This is a genomic window from Pseudomonas sp. NFACC42-2, assembly GCF_900116055.1.
Taxonomy (GTDB): Bacteria; Pseudomonadota; Gammaproteobacteria; order Pseudomonadales; family Pseudomonadaceae; genus Aquipseudomonas; species Aquipseudomonas marginalis.
Genome location: NZ_FOZO01000008.1, coordinates 35,863 through 54,849, shown reverse-complemented (window position 1 = coordinate 54,849; position 18,987 = coordinate 35,863). Strand labels below are relative to the sequence as shown.

Below are 18,987 nucleotides of genomic sequence, written 5' to 3'. Positions count from 1 at the left end.
CGCGAGCTTGCTGTGGCGAGGGAGCTTGCTCCCGCTGGAGTGCGTAGCACTCCCAATCCGTTCACCGATTTGCAACTGATGTAACTCGAGTGTTCAGTCTGGGGCCGCTTCGCAGCCCAGCGGGAGCAAGCTCCCTCGCCACAGCAAGCTCGCTCCTACAGGGGGTTGTGGCGTTTGTAGTCCTTTTTGAAATTAACCAGGAGGTCTCTATGTTGAATAAGAACAATAAGCTGCGACATAGCATTTCATTGGCCGCCGTACTGGCCCTCAGCGGTTTGAGCGCTTCGGCCTGGGCTGATGCGTATGAAGATGCGGCGAAGAAATGGATCGGCAGCGAGTTCAAGCCGTCGACCCTTACGGCCGACCAGCAGCTTGAGGAGTTGAAGTGGTTTATCAAGGCCGCCGAACCGTTCCGTGGGATGAAGATCAACGTGGTGTCGGAAACCCTCACCACCCACGAGTACGAATCCAAGGTGCTGGCCAAGGCCTTCAGCGAAATCACCGGCATCAAGCTGACCCACGACCTGCTGCAGGAAGGCGACGTGGTGGAGAAACTGCAAACCCAGATGCAGTCCGACAAGAATATCTATGACGGCTGGGTCAACGATTCCGACTTGATCGGTACGCACTTTCGCTATGGCAAGACCGAATCCATCACCGACCTGATGGCCAACGAAGGCAAGGCCTTTACCTCGCCGACCCTGGATATCAAGGACTTTATCGGCATCTCCTTCACCACCGCGCCGGACGGCAAGATCTACCAGTTGCCCGACCAGCAGTTCGCCAACCTCTACTGGTTCCGCGCCGACTGGTTCGAGCGTCCGGAGCTGAAAGCCAAGTTCAAGGAAAAATACGGCTATGACCTCGGCGTGCCGGTGAACTGGTCGGCCTATGAAGACATCGCCAAATTCTTCAGCGAAGACGTCAAGGAAATCGACGGCAAGCGCATCTATGGGCACATGGACTACGGCAAGAAAGACCCGTCCCTGGGCTGGCGCTTCACCGATGCCTGGTTCTCCATGGCCGGCGGCGGCGACAAGGGCCTGCCCAACGGCTTGCCGGTGGACGAGTGGGGCATCCGCGTGGAGGACTGCCACCCGGTGGGCTCCAGCGTCACCCGTGGTGGCGACACCAACGGCCCGGCGGCGGTGTTCGCCACGCAGAAATACGTGGACTGGATGAAAGCCTATGCGCCACCGGAAGCGGCGGGCATGACCTTCTCCGAATCCGGCCCGGTGCCGTCCCAGGGCAACATCGCCCAGCAGATCTTCTGGTACACCGCGTTTACCGCCGACATGACCAAGCCGGGCCTGCCGGTGGTGAATGCCGACGGCACGCCGAAATGGCGCATGGCGCCGTCGCCGGTCGGGCCGTATTGGGAAAAGGGCATGAAGAAGGGGTACCAGGACGTGGGTTCCTGGACCTTCCTCAAGTCCACCCCGGAGAAACAGAAACTCGCGGCCTGGCTCTACGCGCAGTTCGTGACCTCGAAAACCGTGTCCCTGAAGAAAACCATCGTCGGCCTGACACCGATTCGTGAGTCCGACATCAACTCCCAGGCCATGACCGACATGGCGCCGAAACTCGGTGGCCTGGTGGAGTTTTACCGCAGCCCGGCGCGGGTCGAGTGGACCCCGACCGGCACCAACGTGCCGGACTACCCACGCCTGGCGCAACTGTGGTGGAGCAACATCGCCGCCGCCGCCAGCGGCGAGAAAACCCCGCAACAGGCCCTCGACAACCTGGCCAAGGAGCAGGACGCGATCATGACGCGCCTGGAACGCTCCAAGGTGCAACCGGTGTGCGGCCCGAAAATGAACCCCGAGCGTGACGCGCAATACTGGTTCGACCAACCGGGTGCGCCGAAACCGAAACTGGCCAACGAGAAACCGAAAGGCGAGACCGTGGCCTATGGCGACCTGCTCAAGCAGTGGGAGGCAGCGCGTAAGTAAACGTGCCTGGGCGTGGAACACAAAACGGCACCCAGGTGCCGTTTTGTTTTGGCGCAAACATAAAGGCGTAGCTCTGTGACCGATGACGCGCGTTGGTCAGGCAATTCTGAGTATGGGTGTCTAAACAATTTTCAGTGGTCTGTGGCGAGGGAGCTTGCTTCCGTGGTGGCCTTCGGGCCGATCGCTTTTTTTGGGGGGGAGTACATATCCGTTGCTGCGGTAACGGCCACTTATGGTTCCGCCCTTACGGCGGGTCACTTTTGGAAAGACCCAAAAGTAAGCAAAAGGTCTTCGCCCCAACACTCGGCACCTCGCCTAGGCTCGGTGTGCCCGAACGAAGGCTTTGGAGCGTGGGCCGCCGCAATGGGCCATCCTTGGCCCAGTGCGGCTAACCCGGCGTCCTGCCGGGTTACCCACGCTCCAAAGCCTGCGTTCGGCCAGCGTGTTTGACGGGGCGATTTGAGATCAAGAGCCAAAGCGCGGCGGCCTTAGAGCCGACCGGAGTTGGGTCTGGTGTACTGGGTTAAAAATGTGGGAGGGGCGGTGCGACGATTCGACTTGCCCCCGATGAGGGAGTGTCAGTTGGTGGATTTGGTACTGACCCACTGCAATCGGGGGCAAGCCCCCTCCCACATTTGGATCTCCACATATCAGCTAGAACTCGGTCTGCTTTTGCTCTGCTTTTGCTCTGGCTTTTGATCCTAGGCGCCCCATGACGGCGGCCCACGGATTCAAGCCTGCGTTCGGGCATACCGAGCCTAGGCGAGGTACCGAGTGGTGGGGCAAGAGCCCTTTGGTTACTTTGGGGCTTTTCCAAAGTGACCCGCCGTAAGGGCGGAACCGTAGGCAGCCGTTACCGCAGCAATGGATATGTACTCGGTCAAACCCAACGACATGGTCGGCCCAGAGGCCGCCACGGAACCAAGCTCCCTCACCACAAGGAGATTTCTCAGTCTGAAAGACAGACTCGCTAACCAGCGCTGCGACAACCCCCTGTTCGGTAAACCACCGCTGATCCTTCAGGAACAAGAATCCAGAACTGACCGATCTGTCACCCTGCGGTCATAAACCAGACGGAAGGCACTCAAGTCACCTCAAGTTGCGAGTTACAGCGCAGATAACAACTATGTCACTTACATCCGCAACAACGTTCAAGGATCGAACTCATGCCCCAGCGCCAATCCAGTCGCCTGCCTCTTCCCGTTTATCCACGTTTTCGCTGGTTCGCTTTGATCCCGGTCGTGCCGGCCGTGTTGTGGATACTTGTGCAATCAACCTCGCCGGCCAATCTGCTGGCTTGCACGGTACTGGTGCTGATCGGCCTCGGTGCCTGTGCCTGGAGCGCGAGTTCGCAGCGCAACGCAATGCAGCAAGCGCTTGCGCTGGCGGAACAGTCAGATGCGCACGCGGCGCACGACGGCATGGCCTCTCGTGCCCAGCTCGATGAGGTATTGCTGGGCGCCATGCCCATCTGGGCCAAGCAGGTGGAAAGCTCGCGCCATCAGACCGAAGAAGCGATCGTGAGCCTGGCCAACCGTTTCACCGGGATCGCCGCACGCTTGCAGGAGACGGTACAAGCCTCGCAGCACGCGGCCGGCGAACTGGACGGGCAGGCCGCCGACGGCGCGCTTGAGGTGCTGGCACGCAGTGACAGCGAGCTGAGCCAGGTGATCAATTCGCTCAAGGCCACCCAAACCAGCCGTGACCAGACCCTGGCCCAGGTCCGCAGCCTGACCGCCTATACCGGCGAACTGCGGACCATGGCCGCCGATGTGGCGGCGATTGCCGCGCAAACCAACCTGCTGGCCCTCAACGCAGCCATCGAGGCGGCGCGTGCCGGTGAGGCCGGGCGCGGTTTTGCGGTGGTGGCCGACGCGGTGCGCAGCCTGTCGAGCAAATCCAGTGAAACCGGCCAGCAGATGTCGGCCAAGGTCGACATCATCAACAACGCCATTACGCAATTGGTCCAGGCCGCGTCCAGCAGTGCCGACCAGGACAGCCATTCGGTGGCCGAGTCCGAAAACAGTATTCAAGTGGTGCTCGCACGCTTCCAGAACATCACCGGGCGCCTGGCCGAATCCGCCGACCTGCTCAAGCAGGAAAGCTACGGTATCCGGGATGAGATGACCGAGGTGCTGGTCAACCTGCAATTCCAGGACCGTGTCAGCCAGATCCTCAGCCACGTGCGCGACAACATGCACGCCCTGCATGAGCACCTCCTGCAGGCCAGCCAGGCCCCGGACCAGCCGGTGGCCGTCGACGCCCGCCAATGGCTGGCGCGCATGGAAGCCACCTACGCCACCGACGAGCAGCGGCGCCTCCATCATGGAGAGGCGGCCGTACAGCAGAATTCTCAAGACATCACCTTCTTTTAGGAGCACATCATGGCGAAGAATGTATTAGTGGTCGACGACTCCAGCAGCGTGCGGCAAGTGGTCGGCATAGCCTTGAAAAGCGCCGGTTACGACGTCATCGAGGCCAGCGACGGCAAGGATGCCCTGGGCAAGCTGACCGGGCAGAAAGTGCACCTGATCATCAGCGACGTGAACATGCCCAACATGGACGGCATCACCTTCGTCAAGGAGGTCAAGAAGCTGGCCAACTACAAGTTCACCCCGATCATCATGCTCACCACCGAGTCCCAGGAGTCGAAGAAGGCCGAGGGCCAGGCCGCCGGCGCCAAGGCCTGGGTGGTCAAGCCGTTCCAGCCTGCGCAGATGTTGGCAGCCGTGTCTAAACTGATCCTGCCTTGATCCCGGCGCCAGGGAGGCTCCCATGCCGATAACCACTGAAACACTCGACGACACGGCCCACGTGCGCATTGACGGCGAGCTTACGATCTACACCGTCGCGGAACTGGCGGCGGCGCTGCTGCCGCAGATGGGCGCGGCGCCACGCCTGGAGCTGGACCTGTCTGAGGTCACGGAAATGGATGGCGCCGGCTTGCAGTTGCTCGCGGTCATCCGGCGTGAGGCCGGTAATGCCGGCATAGCCTTGAGCGTGACCGGCCAGAGCCAGGCGGTCACGCAGGCGCTCCAACTGTGTCGCAGCGCGGCCTCATAGCCGCGCTTCCCAGGTTTTTTGATAGACAAGGAAAGTCACGGTGAGCATCAATCTCGATCAGGCACAACAGACATTCATCGTTGAGGCGCGCGAGCTGTTGCAGGCCATGGAGCAATCCCTGCTGCAATTGGAAAGCGAGCCCGGCGACCAGGATGCCATCGGCGCGATTTTCCGCGCCGCGCACACCATCAAGGGTTCGGCGGGCCTTTTCGGCCTGGCGTCGATCGTCGGGTTCACGCATATCGTCGAAGACGTGCTTGACCGCCTGCGCGAAGGCAGTGTGGCGGTGGACGCTGCCTTGATCGCGCTGCTGCTCAAGTGCGGCGACCACATGCTCGAACTGGTCGAAGTGGTCGCCAACCGCGGTGAGGTGCCGACGCCTGCCGCTCTGGAGCGCGGTGAGGCATTGCGCGAGGCGCTGAGTGCCTACCAGCCGATGCGAACCGCCACTGCCAGCGTCGAAACCGCCGAGGTGGCCGACGACGCGGCGGTCGAAGTGCTCTGGCACATCTCCCTGCGCTTCGGCGTGGACGTATTTCGTAATGGCATGGACCCGCTGTCATTTCTGCGCTACCTCGAGACCTTGGGGCAGTTGATACAGGTCGCCACCCTGACCGATAGCATCCCGCCCATGGACAGCTGGGACCCGGAAAGCTGCTACCTGGGTTTCGAGATCGACCTGCGCTCGACCGCCAGCCACGCCAGCCTCAACGAGGTGTTCGATTTCGTGCGTGACGACTGTGACGTGCACATCAGTGCCGTCGATGAAGCGCCCGACAGCACCCAGGCCCCGGCGGGCGAGCCGGGCACGCAGGCCGAGTCAAGTCTTGTGACGGCTGCACCGCAGCGCCTGGCGGCCGGCGAAGCGAAAAGCCGCGACGGCAATTACGTGCGCGTCAACGCCGACAAACTCGACGAGTTGATCAACCTGGTGGGTGAGCTGGTCATCGCCAGCGCCGGCGCGAACCTGCTGGCCCGGTCCTGTAACAACGACCCGTTGCACGAGGCCTCCTCGACAGTCTCGGGGCTGGTGGAAGAGATCCTCGATGGCGCCCTGCATTTGCGCATGATCCCCATCGGCGACACGTTCAACCGCTTTCGCCGCGTGGTGCGCGATATCAGCCAGGAGCTGGGCAAGGACATCGAACTGAGCATCAGCGGCGCGGAAACCGAACTGGACAAGACCGTGGTCGAGAAGATCGGCGACCCGCTGATGCACCTGTTGCGCAACGCCATGGACCACGGCATCGAAAGCGCCGATGCGCGGCGGGCGGCCGGCAAGTCGGCCAAGGGCCATCTGAGCCTCAATGCCTACCACGACTCGGGGAGCATCGTCATTGAGATCGCCGACGACGGCGCCGGCCTCAACCGCGATCGCATCCTGCAAAAGGCCCAGGAGCGCGGGCTGGTGGCCAGCGGTGCGGTGCTCACCGACCAAGAGATCTACAACCTGATCTTCGAGGCCGGGTTCTCCACCGCCGAGGCGGTGACCAACCTGTCCGGGCGCGGTGTCGGCATGGACGTGGTCAAGCGCAATATCACCCTGTTGCGCGGCACCGTCGACCTCGACAGCCGCCCCGGCCAGGGCACCGTGGTGCGCATTCGCTTGCCGCTGACCCTGGCGATCATCAATGGGTTCCTGGTCGGCATCGACCAATCCACCTACGTGATTCCCCTGGACATGGTCCAGGAGTGTATCGAGCTGGATGAACAGCAGCGCCAGTCCAGCCGCGACACGGGCTATCTGGACCTGCGTGGCCAGGTGTTGCCGCTGGTGCACCTGCGCGACCACTTCAGTCACGAAGGCCCCGCGTCCCGACGCCAGAATGTGGTGGTGGTGCGTTACGCCGAGCATAAGGCCGGGCTGGTGGTGGATGACCTGCTCGGCGAGTTCCAGACCGTGATCAAACCCCTGGGCAAGCTGTTCGGTGCACTGCGTGGCATCAGCGGCTCGACCATATTGGGCAGCGGCGCGGTGGCCCTGATCCTGGATGTACCGGTACTGCTCAACCAAATCGTACAACTGGAAGCCCGCACGGCCCAGGCGCCTCAGTCGCCACCGGCCGTCGCTCGCTGACGCATTTGCAATTCCATGGAGGTTCCCCGATGAAATGGTTCTACGATCTTAAGATTTCCACCAAGTTGATCTGTTCATTCCTGGTGGTCCTGGCGCTCACTGGGGCCATGGGCGGCTTCGCCATCCTCCAGCTCGGTGCCGTCAACCAGGCCGCCCAGGACATCAAGGGCAACTGGATGCCCTCCATGCGTGCCGCGGCAGGCATGCGTTTTTTTGCCGCCAACTATCGCTTGAAAGAGAACCGCCACATCGGCACCGAGATTGCCGAGGAAAAGGCCCAGGCCGAACGCGAAGCCGCCGACGCGCGCCAACAGTTCGAAACCCGCGTGGGCACCTACGAGCAATTGCTGTCGAACGATGAAGATCGGCAACTCCTGGCCAGTGTGAAAAGCGCTTGGGACGCCTACCTTGCAAGCAGCAAGCAGGTGCTTGAGTTTTCTCGCCAGAACCAGGAAGCCCAGGCGCGCGGTTTGCTCAGGGGAGAATCCAAGGGGCATTTCGATGAGGTGACGTCCCGTCTGCAGAAAATGGTCGAGCTCAATGATGCCGGCGCAACGGCCGCAGGTGACAAGGGTTCCGTGCTGTATGAAAGCGCACGGGTGTCGATCATCGCGGTACTGGTGGCGGCCCTGTTGATTGGCCTGGGCCTGGCGATGTTCATCGCGCGGATCATTTCCCGCCCATTGCGCCAGGCCGCGAGCGCCGCCGAGCAATTGGCCGAAGGCAACCTCAACGCGCACATCGAGCCGGGCGGGAAGGATGAAACCGGCATGGTGCTCAACGCCATGCGCAACATGGTCGGCAAGCTGGCGCATATCATCGGTGAGGTGCGTAACGCCGCCGATAACCTGGCCAGCGCCTCCGAGGAGGTCAGCGCCACCGCGCAATCGATGAGCCAGGCCACCAGTGAGCAGGCCGCCAGCGTCGAGGAAACCAGTGCGTCGGTCGAGCAGATGAGTGCCAGCATCAATCAGAACACCGAAAACGCCAAGGTCACCGATGGCATGGCCAGCAAGGCCGCCAAGGAAGCCACCGAGGGCGGCGAATCGGTGCAGCAGACCGTGGTGGCGATGAAGAAAATCGCCCAGCGCATCAGCATCATCGATGACATCGCCTACCAGACCAATCTGCTCGCGCTCAACGCCGCCATCGAGGCCGCTCGGGCCGGCGAGCACGGCAAGGGGTTCGCCGTGGTGGCCGCCGAAGTGCGCAAGTTGGCCGAACGCAGCCAGGTTGCCGCCCAGGAAATCGGTGAACTGTCCTCCAGCAGCGTGGACATGGCCGAGAAGGCCGGCAAGTTGCTCGACGAAATGGTGCCCTCCATCAACAAGACGTCCGACCTTGTGCAGGAAATCAGCGCCGCGTCCGAGGAACAGGCGGCCGGTGTCGCGCAGATCAACACCGCGATGACCCAGCTCAATCAGGTGACCCAGCAAAATGCCTCGAGCAGCGAGGAACTGGCGGCCACGGCGGAAGAAATGAGCAGCCAGGCCGAGCAACTGCAACAGGCCATGAGCTTTTTCGTGCTGGATTCAGCGCCCAAGGCCGCAGTTCAAAGCAACAGCGTGGACAGCCCGGGCAGCAAGCCCAACCGTCAGGCGCCACAACCGAAACCACCGGCGCAGCGCAAGGCGTTCGCCTACACCATGGCCAGTGCCCCGGACGAAGCGGATTTCACCCGCTTCTGATCCCACGATCAATACGGGCCTACTAGGGAGAGTGACATGGGTGCAGCAATGACGACTCGGCAGACCGCAGCAGCGGTCGATGAGGATGCGCAGTATCTGACCTTCATGCTCGGCGGCGAAATGTTCGCCATCGGCATTCTGGGGATCAAGGAAATTATCGAATACGGCAGCCTGACCGTGGTGCCGATGATGCCCGCGTTCGTACGCGGGGTGATCAACCTGCGCGGCGCGGTGGTGCCGGTGGTCGACCTGTCGGCGCGCTTTGGCCGGACCAACTCGGCGATCACCCGGCGCTCCTGCGTGATCATCATCGAGGCGAGTACCGAAGATGGCCAGGCCCAGGACATCGGGCTGCTGGTCGATACGGTGTCTGCGGTACGGGAGATCCCGGCGACGCAGATCGAACCGCCACCCAACTTCGGTGCGCGAATTCGCGCCGATTTCATCAGCGGCATGGCCAAGGTCGACGGCAAGTTCGTGATCGTGCTGGAGGTGGACAAGGTGCTGTCCATCGATGAGATGTCCAGCCTCGCCGAGGCCGGCCAGGCGCCGGCCCTCGACCTCGACCCGCGTTGAGACCCGACCATGCCAGACACCGTATCCATCGATGACCATGAATTCGGTCAGTTCCAGACCTGGCTGTACCGCGCGGCCGGCATCAACCTGTCGCCGACCAAGAAAGCCCTGGTGGCCGGGCGCCTGTTCAAGCGCCTCAAGCACTATGAGCTGCACAGCTATGGTGAGTATTTCAAGCTGATCATGAATGACCAGCGTAAGGGCGAACTGCAGGTTGCGCTGGATTTGCTGACCACCAACGAAACCTATTTTTTTCGCGAGCCCAAGCACTTCGACTTCCTGCGTCAGCACGTGCTGCCCCGGGCCGCGCCGGGCAAGGTGTTTCGCGTGTGGAGCGCGGCCAGCTCCTCCGGTGAAGAACCCTACAGCCTGGCGATGACCTTGGCCGAAAGCCTCGGCAGCACGCCCTGGGAAGTGGTCGGCTCGGACATCAGCTCCCAAGTGCTGGCCAAGGCGCGCACCGGCCATTACTCCCTGGAACGCACCGAGACATTGCCCCAACCGCTGCTGGCCAAGTACTGCCTCAAGGGCATTGGTCGCCAGGAGGGCACCTTGCTGATCGACAAGGCCTTGCGTAGCCGCGTCAATTTTGTCCAGGTCAACCTTAACGAAGCGCTGCCGGCCCTGGGTGAGTTCGAGGTGATCTTCCTGCGCAACGTGATGATTTATTTCGACCAGCAGACCAAGAGCCAGGTAGTCGCGCGCCTGTTGCCGCTGCTCAAGCCGGGCGGTTACCTGATCATCAGTCACTCGGAAAGCCTCCACGGTGTCAACGACACCTTGAAGCTGGTGGCACCGTCGATTTACCGCAAGCCATGAAAAAGCCCGTCGGTACGGCCGAAGTGGTATTGGCGCCTGGCCAGGTCAGCTTCGCGACGCGGCCGACGCGCCTGCGCACCTTGCTCGGCTCATGCGTGGCGATCACCTTTTGGCACCCGCAACGGCTGATCGGCGGCATGTGTCACTTCATGCTGCCGGGGCGCGTGCGCGACCATCAGCCCCTGGACGGCCGATATGCCGACGAAGCCCTGGAACTGCTGCTGCGCCACGCCGAGATCAATGGCACGCATGCACAGGATTACCAGGTCAAGTTGTTCGGCGGCGGCAAGATGTTTCCCCAGCTGCGCCGCCTGCCGAAGCAGGACGTGGCCAGCCTGAATATTCGCGCGGCGCTGGCCCTGGCCGAGCACTATCACCTGCACCTGACGGCCCAGGACATGGGCAGTACCGGTTACCGCACGATCATGTTCGACCTGTGGAACGGCAACGTCTGGGTCCGGCACCAACCAATGGGAACAATTCAACAAGATGCCTACCAAAAAAATCAGTGTGCTGCTGGTCGATGATTCGGCCGTGGTGCGCCAGGTACTGCTGGCGATTCTCAGCGATACACCGGATATCCACGTCATGGGCGCCGCCTCCGACCCGATTTTCGCCATGGACAAACTCGCTCGGGAATGGCCGGATGTGATCGTGCTGGACGTGGAAATGCCGCGCATGGACGGCATCACCTTTCTCAAGAAAATCATGAGCGAACGGCCGACGCCGGTGGTGATCTGCTCCTCGCTGACCCAGAAAGGCGCGGAAACCTCCCTGCAGGCGCTGTCGGCGGGCGCGGTGGAAATCATCACCAAGCCCACTACCGGGTTGAAGAGTTTCCTGATCGAGTCGGCGGCCGAGCTGGTGGCCGCGATCCGCGCCGCAGCGAACTCCAACGTCAGGAACCTGGGCAAGCGCAGCGCCAGCCCGGCGCCGGCCCCGGCCAGCAAACTCACCGCGGATGCGATCCTGCCTGCCGCCAATGGCCATGCCATGGCACAGACCACCGAGCGTATCGTCGCCATCGGCACGTCTACCGGCGGTACCCAAGCGTTGGAGGCGGTTCTGACGGCATTGCCGAGGGTGTGCCCAGGCATGGTGATCGTGCAGCACATGCCGGAAAAATTCACCGCCTCGTTTGCCGAGCGCCTCAACAGCGTATGCGAGATCGAGGTGCGCGAAGCGCGCAACAATGACCGCATCCTGCCTGGCCTGGCCCTGATCGCGCCGGGTGGCAAGCACCTGATGGTCACCCGCAGCGGCGCCTATTATCACGCCCAGGTCATTGATGGGCCCTTGGTCAACCGGCATCGGCCATCAGTGGATGTGCTGTTTCGCTCGGTGGCCAAGTTCGCCGGCAGGAACGCCACCGGCATCATCATGACCGGCATGGGCGACGACGGCGCGCGCGGGCTCAAGGAGATGCTCGAGGCTGGAGCCGCCACGGTGGCCCAGGACGAGGCCAGCTGCGTGGTGTTCGGCATGCCCAAGGAGGCCATCAAGCTCAACGCTGCCCAACGCATCATGGCGCTGGAGGATATCCATCAGGCGATCTTGTATAAGTGAAATAGAGCGCGGGCCTGTGTTCACTGTCCTTTGCTCTGCGCCAGAATCCGCGCCGTATCCCGCGCCGGCGGCAGCCCGAAGACGCGCGCATAGTCGCGGCTGAACTGGGTCGCGCTTTCATACCCCACTTCGAACGCGGCCTTGGTCACGCTGCTCGCACTGGCCAGCATCAACATGCGCGCGTTTAACAGGCGCACGCGTTTCTGGTACTGCAACGGGCTCAAGTTGGTCACCGCCTTGAAGTGCCGGAGAAACGCCGAAACACTCATCGCCGCCTTCTGTGCCAAGGCCTCCACCCGGATCGGTTCGGCATAGTCCCGGCGTATCCACTGGATCGCCTGGCTGACCCGCGCCATGGCGGTATCCGGCGCGGCGATTTCCCGCAGCATCCAACCATGGGGGCCTTGCAGCACGTGGTAGAGGATTTCCCGCTCATACACCGGCGCCAAGGCCGCGATAGCCACCGGGTCGCCCATCAGGCGCAGCATGCGCACCCAGGCGTCCATCAACGCAGGCGTCACCGCCGCCACTGAAAACCCCGCGTCCTGTTCGCCGCGACCGCTTGGCGCGGGCAGGTCATTGAGCAAGGTGGTGAGCACCGCCGGGTCCAGGGTCAGGCTGACCGCCAGGTAGGGTTCGCCCGTACTTGCCGGGTTGACCACGCCTACGGCGGGCAACTCGATGGACATCACAAAATACGTCGCCGGGTCGTAGTGCAACGTGCGGTCGCCCACGGTCAGTGATTTGCTGCCCTGCAGGATCAGGTTGATCATCGGGTCATACACCGCCGCGAGCATATGCTCTGGAATCTCGCCCTGGACCATCGCCACTCGCGGGATACCGGTCTCGGTGCGGCGGTTTTCGGCCCTGGCGGCCAGGGCACGCAGTTCGATCAATTGAGTATTCATGCTGGCCATGCTGTGCCTTCCTGCAGACCTTGCGCAAGCAAAAAGCAGAAACAGGCAGGATTGGAGTAGGAACGGCTGCGTCAGGGGGTAGGGCGATGGCTATTGTGGTGACTCAGCTTTTCAACAGTGGAGCAAGCCATGAGCGTTATCGTGATTACCGGAGGCAGCCGTGGCATCGGCGCCAGTACCGCCGAACTGTGTGGCCGCCAAGGTCACGGCGTGATCCTCACTTACAACCGCAACCCCGAGGCCGCACGTGCGGTGGTCCAGCGCATCGAATCGGCCGGCGGCAAGGCGGCGGCGTTGCAGCTGGATGTCAGCGCTACCGGGACATTCGCAGCGTTCCGTGACGCCGTGGTGCAGACCCTGCGTACCACCTGGGGTGCAAACACCCTGGGCGGGCTGGTCAACAATGCCGGCTATGGCCTGTTCAACCCGCTTGAAAGCGTGACCGAAGCGCAATTCGACGGCCTGTTCAACGTCCATCTCAAGGGCCCGTTCTTCCTCACCCAGACCCTGCTGCCGCTGCTGGAAGAACACGCCAGCATCGTCAACCTCACCAGCGCCACCACCCGCGTCGCTACCGCCGGTGTGGCGCCATATGCCGCCTTCAAGGGCGGCCTCGACGTACTCACCCGCTACATGGCCAAGGAATTCGGTGAGCGCCGTATCCGTGCCAACGCGGTGTCACCCGGCGCCATCCGCACCGAACTGGGCGGTGGCTTGAACGATGAGTTCGAAGCGCTGCTGGCCGGGCAAACCGCCCTGGGCCGTGTAGGCGAACCGGAAGACGTGGCACGGGTTATCGCCATGCTGCTGTCGGAAGAAGGCCGTTGGATCAATGCCCAGACAATTGAGGTCGCGGGCGGCTACATCATTTGAATCGCGAGGCTACCGCATGCTTGATCATCTCTTTCTTTCAGTCAGTGACATCCCGCGTTCCGTGGGTTTCTACGCCGCCGCCCTGGCCCATGGCGCCCGCGATAACGGTGCACCCGGCGCCCGCTTGCACTACGACCCCGACTACTACGCCGCCAACGTACTGGACCCGGACGGGTACAGCCTCGAATTCGTCTACAAGAACTGGCAGCACAGCCTATGAAAACCCTGATGATCTACGGCGCCACCGGCTATACCGGACGCATGGCCGCCGAACACGCCAAAAAACTGGGCCTGGCCCTGGTGATCGCCGGGCGCAATGCCGAACGGCTGGCGCCGCTCGCGGCCCAACTCGAGGTGCAATACCGCGTCTTCACCGCGCAGGCACCCACCGCTGAGGCCCTGGACGGTATCGATGTGCTGCTCAATGTCGCCGGGCCCTTCGCCCACACGGCGGGCACCTTGATGCAGGCCTGTATCAAGGCCGGGGTCGACTACCTGGATATCACCGCCGAGATCAACGTCTATCGCTTGGCCGAGCAACTCGGCAGCGACGCCGCCGCAGCCGGCGTCATGTTGCTGCCCGGTGTCGGCTGGGACGTCGTGCCCACCGACTGTCTGGCCATGCATGTCGCCCAGCGCGTGCGGCAGCCCCAATCGTTGCGCATCGCCCTGCAAGTGCCGGGCTCGATGTCTCGAGGCTCGGCGCTGAGTGTGGGCGAAATCATCGGCGCGGGCGTTATGGCAAGGGTCGACGGCCAACTGATCGCGACCCCGGACGCACAGCCCCAGCTATTGGACTTCGGCGATGGCCCGGTGCTGTGCGTGCCGCTGTCCTTCGGCGACCTGGTGACCGCCTGGCATTCCACCGCGATCGCGGATATCGCGATGTTCGTGCACATCAGTGGCGACGCCTTCCCCGAAGGTGACCTGTCACAACTGCCCGACGGCCCCACGCAGGTCGAGCGTGACGCCCATCGCGCCCGCGCCATCGCCGAAGTGACCGGCGCGGATGGCAGCGTGGCGCGCTCGGTGATCGAGACCGTCAATGGCTACAGCTACACGCCTCTCGCCGCTGTGGAAGCCGCGCGGCGGGTGCTTGGCGGTGAGCGCCGCAGCGGCTTTGAAAGCCCTGCACACCTGTTTGGCGTGGGCTTTGCCCAGACGATTGCAGGCACCCGCATCGTCGATTTTTAACCTTCAGGCAGTGCTGGTGGTGGGGCTAGACCTTGAACCTGGCCGCGTCCTTGATCGGCGGCAGGCCAAACAGTCGTGCGTATTCGCGGCTGAACTGCGAGGCGCTTTCATAGCCCACCTGGAACGCGATAGACGCTGCATCCAGGCTGTCGAACAGCAGCAACCAGCGCGCCCGCAACAGGCGCAAGTGCTTCTGGTACTGAATCGGCGTCATTGCGGTAGCCGCCTTGAAGTGCCGATAGAACGCCGCGACGCTCATGTCGGTCATGGCCGCCAGCGGTTCCACGCGAAAGGGTTCGGTGTAGTGCTCTCGAATCCACGCGGTGGCTCGCCGGATCTGCGCCAGGCGCCCATCGGGGCGGGCCATTTGCACCAGGGTTGAGCGCAGTGGGCCCTGCAATACACGAAATACAATCTCCCGTTCGATCAGGGGGGCCAGCACAGCCGCTTCGCTGGGCCGATCCATCAGGCGCAGCATGCGCAGCCAGGCGTCCAGCAATTCGTCGGTGGCCTGCAACGCCGCGAACCGTTGCGCGCCCAGACTTTCTTCGGGGGGGACTTCATCCGCCAGCACGGCCGCGATCACCGTAGGCTCCAAGGTCAGGCTGAGTGCCAGGTAGGGCAGGCCGGGTGCGCCGGCGTGGACCTGGCCGGTGGCGGGTACCTCCACCGGCACCACAAAATAGCTGGACGGCCCGTACGTCGAGACCTGATCGCCAATCGAGAGGGTTTTCGAGCCTTGCAGCACCAGGTGCACCATCGGCGGGTACAACTGATCGGCACAGGCTTCGGCCTGGACCATCGCTACGCGCGGCAGGCCGGTATCGGTCCAGGTGTTTTCTGCGCGCATCACCAGACGGCGCAGTTCATTCAGGTTGTCGTTCATGGCGCTGACCATGAGCCCTGGCAGAAGGTAAAGCAAGCCACGTGCGAAGAATAGGCAAGCATGGAAGAGAAACCGGCAACCGCCGTTTCAGGCCTTGCCCGAATACTGGGGGTCAGCACTATCACTCAACCTGGGAAAACAGCTATGACACTCAATGGAAAAATCGCAGTCGTGACTGGCGCCTCCAAAGGCATTGGTGCCGGCATCGCCAAGGCCCTGGCAGCAGCAGGGGCGACGGTGGTGGTCAATTACGCCAACAGCAAACCTGACGCCGATGCGGTGGTCGCCCATATCCACGCCCACGGTGGCACTGCGTTCGGCGTGCGCGCCGACATGAGCCAGGCTGCCGATGTGACACGCCTGTTCGACACGGTGCGCAGCGAATACGGCAGGCTCGACATCCTGGTCAACAACGCGGGCGTGGCGGTGTTCCAGATGATTGAAGACCTGACCGAAGAGGCCTTTCACAAGCAGTTCAACCTCAATGTACTGGGCTACTTGCTGGCGGTACGTGAGGCGGTCAAGTTGCTGGGGCAGGGCGGCAGTATCATCAATATCAGCTCGATCCTCAGTACCGACCCGTACCTGGCCTCCAGCGTCTATTCGGCCACCAAGGGGGCGGTGGATACCCTGACGTTTGCCCTGGCCCGTGAGTTGGGACCGCGCGGTATTCGCGTCAATTCGATCCTGCCCGGCCATACCCATACGCCTGCCACCGATGGCAACTTCGCCGGCGAATTTGGTCAGTCGCTGATTGCCGGCACGCCGCTGGGGCGTTTCGGCGAGCCCGAGGACATTGCACCGCTGGCCGTATTCCTGGCCTCCGAGGCGGCGCATTGGGTCACAGGTGAGTCGATCCGTGCCTCGGGCGGCGTACGTGGCGTGGGCTACTGACGACCACTGATCCGCAGCCGCACAACCCCGATTGAATTTTCCCCATGCCCGCAGGCTCTGCATTCTAGATGCGTGTGCTGTTGAGCGCGCTTGCGGGGCCTCCTTGTCGGGAGGCCTGGTTGGATCGGACTTTGCGGAAACTGCCATCATGACGCTTCTCACAGCGCTGTCGGGCCAGCCGGCCTCCATCACCCAACCGGGTCAGTACCAGTGGTTGTACCAACACCTGTATGGCGAAACCCCTGGCGCTGAAGAGGTTGCGCGGGAGTTTCTGCGCACGCACTTGGCGCAGGTGCGCGACGCGCCCAGTGAGTTGCCGCAGATGCCCGAACAACTGCCGGCCTGGATCGAACAGCGCTGCGCCGACGTGGCCCAGGCCTATGCCGATTACCTGGAGCAACGCCAGCAAGGCCGGCCACGTCGTTATTTTCAGAACAAGGCCCATGCGCTGTATTTCCTGCAGCGCGTGGCGCCGACCAAACAGGTCGACGGTGCCTGGCTCAATGGCCTGCTGCGCTATTGGCACGACCCGCGCTTCGACGGCCTGCTCACCACCTATCTCGAAGAGCTGGGTGACGGCGAAGCGGCGCAGAACCATGTGGTGATCTATCGCAAATTACTCAGTGAGCATGATGCCGACAGCGACGCCGGCCTTGAGGACAACCATTACCTGCAAGGCGCCCTGCAACTGGCGCTGGGCCTGTGCGCCGACGACTTTCTGCCGGAGATCATCGGTTTCAACCTCGGTTATGAGCAGTTGCCGTTGCACCTGCTGATCACCGCGTATGAGTTGAGCGAACTGGGCATCGACCCGTATTACTTCACCCTCCACGTCACCATCGACAATGCCAGCAGCGGCCACGCCTGCAAGGCCGCGCAGTCGGTGTTGAACCTGCTGCCGCTGGGGGAGGGCAGGGAGGACTTCTATCGCCGCGTGGCCGATGGGTATCGCCTGAATGACCTCGGCCCGGGGACCAGCGCCGTTATCCACGACTTCAACCTGAATGACGAAGTGGTTGCCATGCTTGAACGTAAGCGCACGTTCGGCCAGCACATGCATTCGGATTACTGCCGCTTCGAAGGCAAGACCGTCAACCAATGGCTGGCGCGGCCGGGGCAGATCGGCGCCTTTCTCCAGGCCCTGGAAGACAAGGGCTGGATCAAGCGCAACCAGGATCCGGCCGAGAGTCGCTTCTGGCAATTGATCGAAGGCGCGGGCGCGGCGATGTTCGGCGTGTTCAGCGGCTATGAGAAACAGCTGCTGCGCGACTGGATCGCGGGTGACTGGATCAGCGCTCAACGTGTGGCGCCCGTGCGGCCCGGACGCGGCAGCCGCTTCTCCCGCGAGCAGCATCGCCCGTCCGACCCGGACACCCAGGCGCTGGTGGATTCGCTGTGGAACCTGCCTGATGAGCAGCAGCTCAATGCGCTGATCCCGTGGCTGTCGGCGCGGCGTCACTGCACGCCCGCCGGGTTGTATGCCACTCGCCGCTTTATCCAACTGCGTGCGCGCCTGCGCTAAGGAAATCACCCATGTCTGCACAACAACTCGCCGACCGCGCCCTGCTGAACCTGGGCCGGGGGTTAAAGGAAAATGGCTACCGGTTCATCACGCCAACGCCCTTGACCCATGAGCGGTTTTTCCAGCGCCAGGGGAGGCCGCTGGCGAAGGACCTGCGGGACGTCTTCGGCTGGTCGCTGCCGTTTGACCGCGAGCTGTTGCCCGAGGCGTTTCGAGAGGAGCTGCAGCAGGCCGAGGTGATCGAAAAACACGAGGCGCTGTGGCGCAGTGCGGTGCGTTGGTCGAGCCTGGACGACCTGCTGTTTGCCCACTCGGCGTACCCCACCACGCAAGCGGACGCGGTATTTTTCGGGCCTGACAGCTATCGGTTTGCCCAACTGATCGAAGCCCATATGCAACAGCGCTTCGAGCCGATCAAGCGCGCCGTGGACATCGGCTGCGGCGCCGGTGTAGGCGCGTTGGTGGTCGCCCGGGCGCGGTCTGACGCCGAGGTGCTGGCGGTGGACATCAACCCGCGCGCCTTGCGCCTGACGGCAGTGAATGCCGAGCTGGCCGGACTGGCGAATGTCACGGCGTACCACAGCGATGTGCTGGGCAGCGTCGAAGGCACGTTCGACCTGATCGTCGCCAACCCGCCCTACATGAATGACGACCGCCAGCGGGCCTACCGGCATGGCGGCGGGGCACTGGGCGAGCAACTGTCGGTGCGCATCGCCGGCGAGGCCGTTGGGCGCCTGGCCCTGGGCGGCAGCCTGGTGCTCTACACCGGCGTGGCGATTGTCGCCGGGGAAGACCCGTTCCTGGCCGCCGTCACGCCGTTGCTGGGCAGCGATGCCTTTGGGTGGACCTACCGCGAACTTGACCCCGATGTGTTCGGCGAAGAGCTGGAAAAGCCCGGCTATGAGCGTGTGGAGCGGATCGCCGTGGTGGCGCTCACCGTCACCCGTTTGCGCTGACGAT

At 62.9% G+C, this 18,987-nt stretch carries 17 protein-coding genes and 1 pseudogene; 16 read left to right on the top strand and 2 right to left on the bottom strand.

The window, feature by feature from the left end:
* Positions 1-209: 209 nt before the first annotated feature.
* The 10 genes from BM416_RS16480 to BM416_RS16430 all read left to right on the top strand — a co-directional run bounded on the left by BM416_RS16480 (position 210) and on the right by BM416_RS16430 (position 11,741).
* The gene (locus BM416_RS16480; protein WP_027607296.1) at positions 210-1,952 is read left to right on the top strand and encodes an ABC transporter substrate-binding protein; all 1,743 of its coding nucleotides are present in this window, start codon (positions 210-212) and stop codon (positions 1,950-1,952) included.
* A 1,166-nt stretch (positions 1,953-3,118) separates the two neighbouring features.
* Entirely contained in the window at positions 3,119-4,327 is a 1,209-nt protein-coding gene (locus BM416_RS16470) for a methyl-accepting chemotaxis protein (protein WP_092488761.1), read from the top strand.
* 9 nt (positions 4,328-4,336) lie between these two features.
* Positions 4,337-4,705, top strand: a complete 369-nt coding sequence (locus BM416_RS16465) for a response regulator (RefSeq protein ID WP_065873103.1) — start codon at positions 4,337-4,339, stop codon at positions 4,703-4,705.
* Positions 4,706-4,727: 22 nt separating this feature from the next.
* The gene (locus BM416_RS16460; protein WP_027607293.1) at positions 4,728-5,015 is read left to right on the top strand and encodes an STAS domain-containing protein; all 288 of its coding nucleotides are present in this window, start codon (positions 4,728-4,730) and stop codon (positions 5,013-5,015) included.
* 40 nt (positions 5,016-5,055) lie between these two features.
* Positions 5,056-7,092: a chemotaxis protein CheA gene (locus BM416_RS16455; protein ID WP_092488760.1), complete on the top strand. Its 2,037-nt coding sequence runs from the start codon at positions 5,056-5,058 to the stop codon at positions 7,090-7,092.
* A gap of 29 nt (positions 7,093-7,121) precedes the next feature.
* A complete protein-coding gene (locus BM416_RS16450; protein ID WP_092488759.1) occupies positions 7,122-8,780 on the top strand; it encodes a methyl-accepting chemotaxis protein in 1,659 nt (552 codons plus the stop codon).
* A 36-nt stretch (positions 8,781-8,816) separates the two neighbouring features.
* Positions 8,817-9,356: a chemotaxis protein CheW gene (locus tag BM416_RS16445; RefSeq protein WP_092488758.1), complete on the top strand. Its 540-nt coding sequence runs from the start codon at positions 8,817-8,819 to the stop codon at positions 9,354-9,356.
* Positions 9,357-9,365: 9 nt separating this feature from the next.
* Positions 9,366-10,175 (top strand): CheR family methyltransferase, encoded by an 810-nt coding sequence (locus BM416_RS16440; RefSeq protein WP_092488757.1) that lies wholly within the window; start codon positions 9,366-9,368, stop codon positions 10,173-10,175.
* Complete coding sequence (gene cheD / locus BM416_RS16435; RefSeq protein WP_092488756.1) at positions 10,172-10,702, top strand: chemoreceptor glutamine deamidase CheD; 531 nt, start codon at positions 10,172-10,174, stop codon at positions 10,700-10,702. The genes BM416_RS16440 and cheD overlap by 4 nt, the downstream gene beginning before the upstream one ends.
* The gene (locus tag BM416_RS16430; protein WP_092488755.1) at positions 10,665-11,741 is read left to right on the top strand and encodes a protein-glutamate methylesterase/protein-glutamine glutaminase; all 1,077 of its coding nucleotides are present in this window, start codon (positions 10,665-10,667) and stop codon (positions 11,739-11,741) included. The genes cheD and BM416_RS16430 overlap by 38 nt, the downstream gene beginning before the upstream one ends.
* 20 nt (positions 11,742-11,761) lie before the next feature.
* Here BM416_RS16430 and BM416_RS16425 read toward each other — a convergent pair whose 3' ends face one another.
* Positions 11,762-12,649, bottom strand: a complete 888-nt coding sequence (locus BM416_RS16425) for an AraC family transcriptional regulator (protein WP_175539078.1) — start codon at positions 12,647-12,649, stop codon at positions 11,762-11,764.
* A gap of 138 nt (positions 12,650-12,787) precedes the next feature.
* Between BM416_RS16425 and BM416_RS16420 the strand changes: the two genes are divergently transcribed.
* The 3 genes and pseudogenes from BM416_RS16420 to BM416_RS16410 all read left to right on the top strand — a co-directional run bounded on the left by BM416_RS16420 (position 12,788) and on the right by BM416_RS16410 (position 14,725).
* Complete coding sequence (locus BM416_RS16420) at positions 12,788-13,531, top strand: SDR family NAD(P)-dependent oxidoreductase (protein WP_092488754.1); 744 nt, start codon at positions 12,788-12,790, stop codon at positions 13,529-13,531.
* Between the two features lie 70 nt (positions 13,532-13,601).
* Positions 13,602-13,751, top strand: a pseudogene (locus BM416_RS16415) (VOC family protein); the annotation flags it as partial.
* Complete coding sequence (locus tag BM416_RS16410; RefSeq protein ID WP_092488752.1) at positions 13,748-14,725, top strand: saccharopine dehydrogenase family protein; 978 nt, start codon at positions 13,748-13,750, stop codon at positions 14,723-14,725. The pseudogene BM416_RS16415 and the gene BM416_RS16410, both read left to right, overlap by 4 nt.
* Before the next feature lie 25 nt (positions 14,726-14,750).
* Here BM416_RS16410 and BM416_RS16405 read toward each other — a convergent pair whose 3' ends face one another.
* A complete protein-coding gene (locus BM416_RS16405) occupies positions 14,751-15,611 on the bottom strand; it encodes an AraC family transcriptional regulator (RefSeq protein WP_092488751.1) in 861 nt (286 codons plus the stop codon).
* A 144-nt stretch (positions 15,612-15,755) separates the two neighbouring features.
* On the opposite strand from BM416_RS16405, the gene BM416_RS16400 reads away from it, so the two are divergent.
* From BM416_RS16400 to BM416_RS16390, 3 genes are all read left to right on the top strand, one after another.
* Positions 15,756-16,505 carry a glucose 1-dehydrogenase gene (locus BM416_RS16400; RefSeq protein WP_092488750.1) on the top strand — a complete coding sequence of 250 codons (750 nt, stop codon included), beginning with the start codon at positions 15,756-15,758 and terminating at the stop codon, positions 16,503-16,505.
* Positions 16,506-16,653: 148 nt separating this feature from the next.
* The gene (locus BM416_RS16395) at positions 16,654-18,027 is read left to right on the top strand and encodes an iron-containing redox enzyme family protein (RefSeq protein ID WP_092488749.1); all 1,374 of its coding nucleotides are present in this window, start codon (positions 16,654-16,656) and stop codon (positions 18,025-18,027) included.
* Positions 18,028-18,038: 11 nt separating this feature from the next.
* Positions 18,039-18,983 (top strand): N5-glutamine methyltransferase family protein, encoded by a 945-nt coding sequence (locus BM416_RS16390; protein WP_092488748.1) that lies wholly within the window; start codon positions 18,039-18,041, stop codon positions 18,981-18,983.
* Positions 18,984-18,987: the final 4 nt, after the last annotated feature.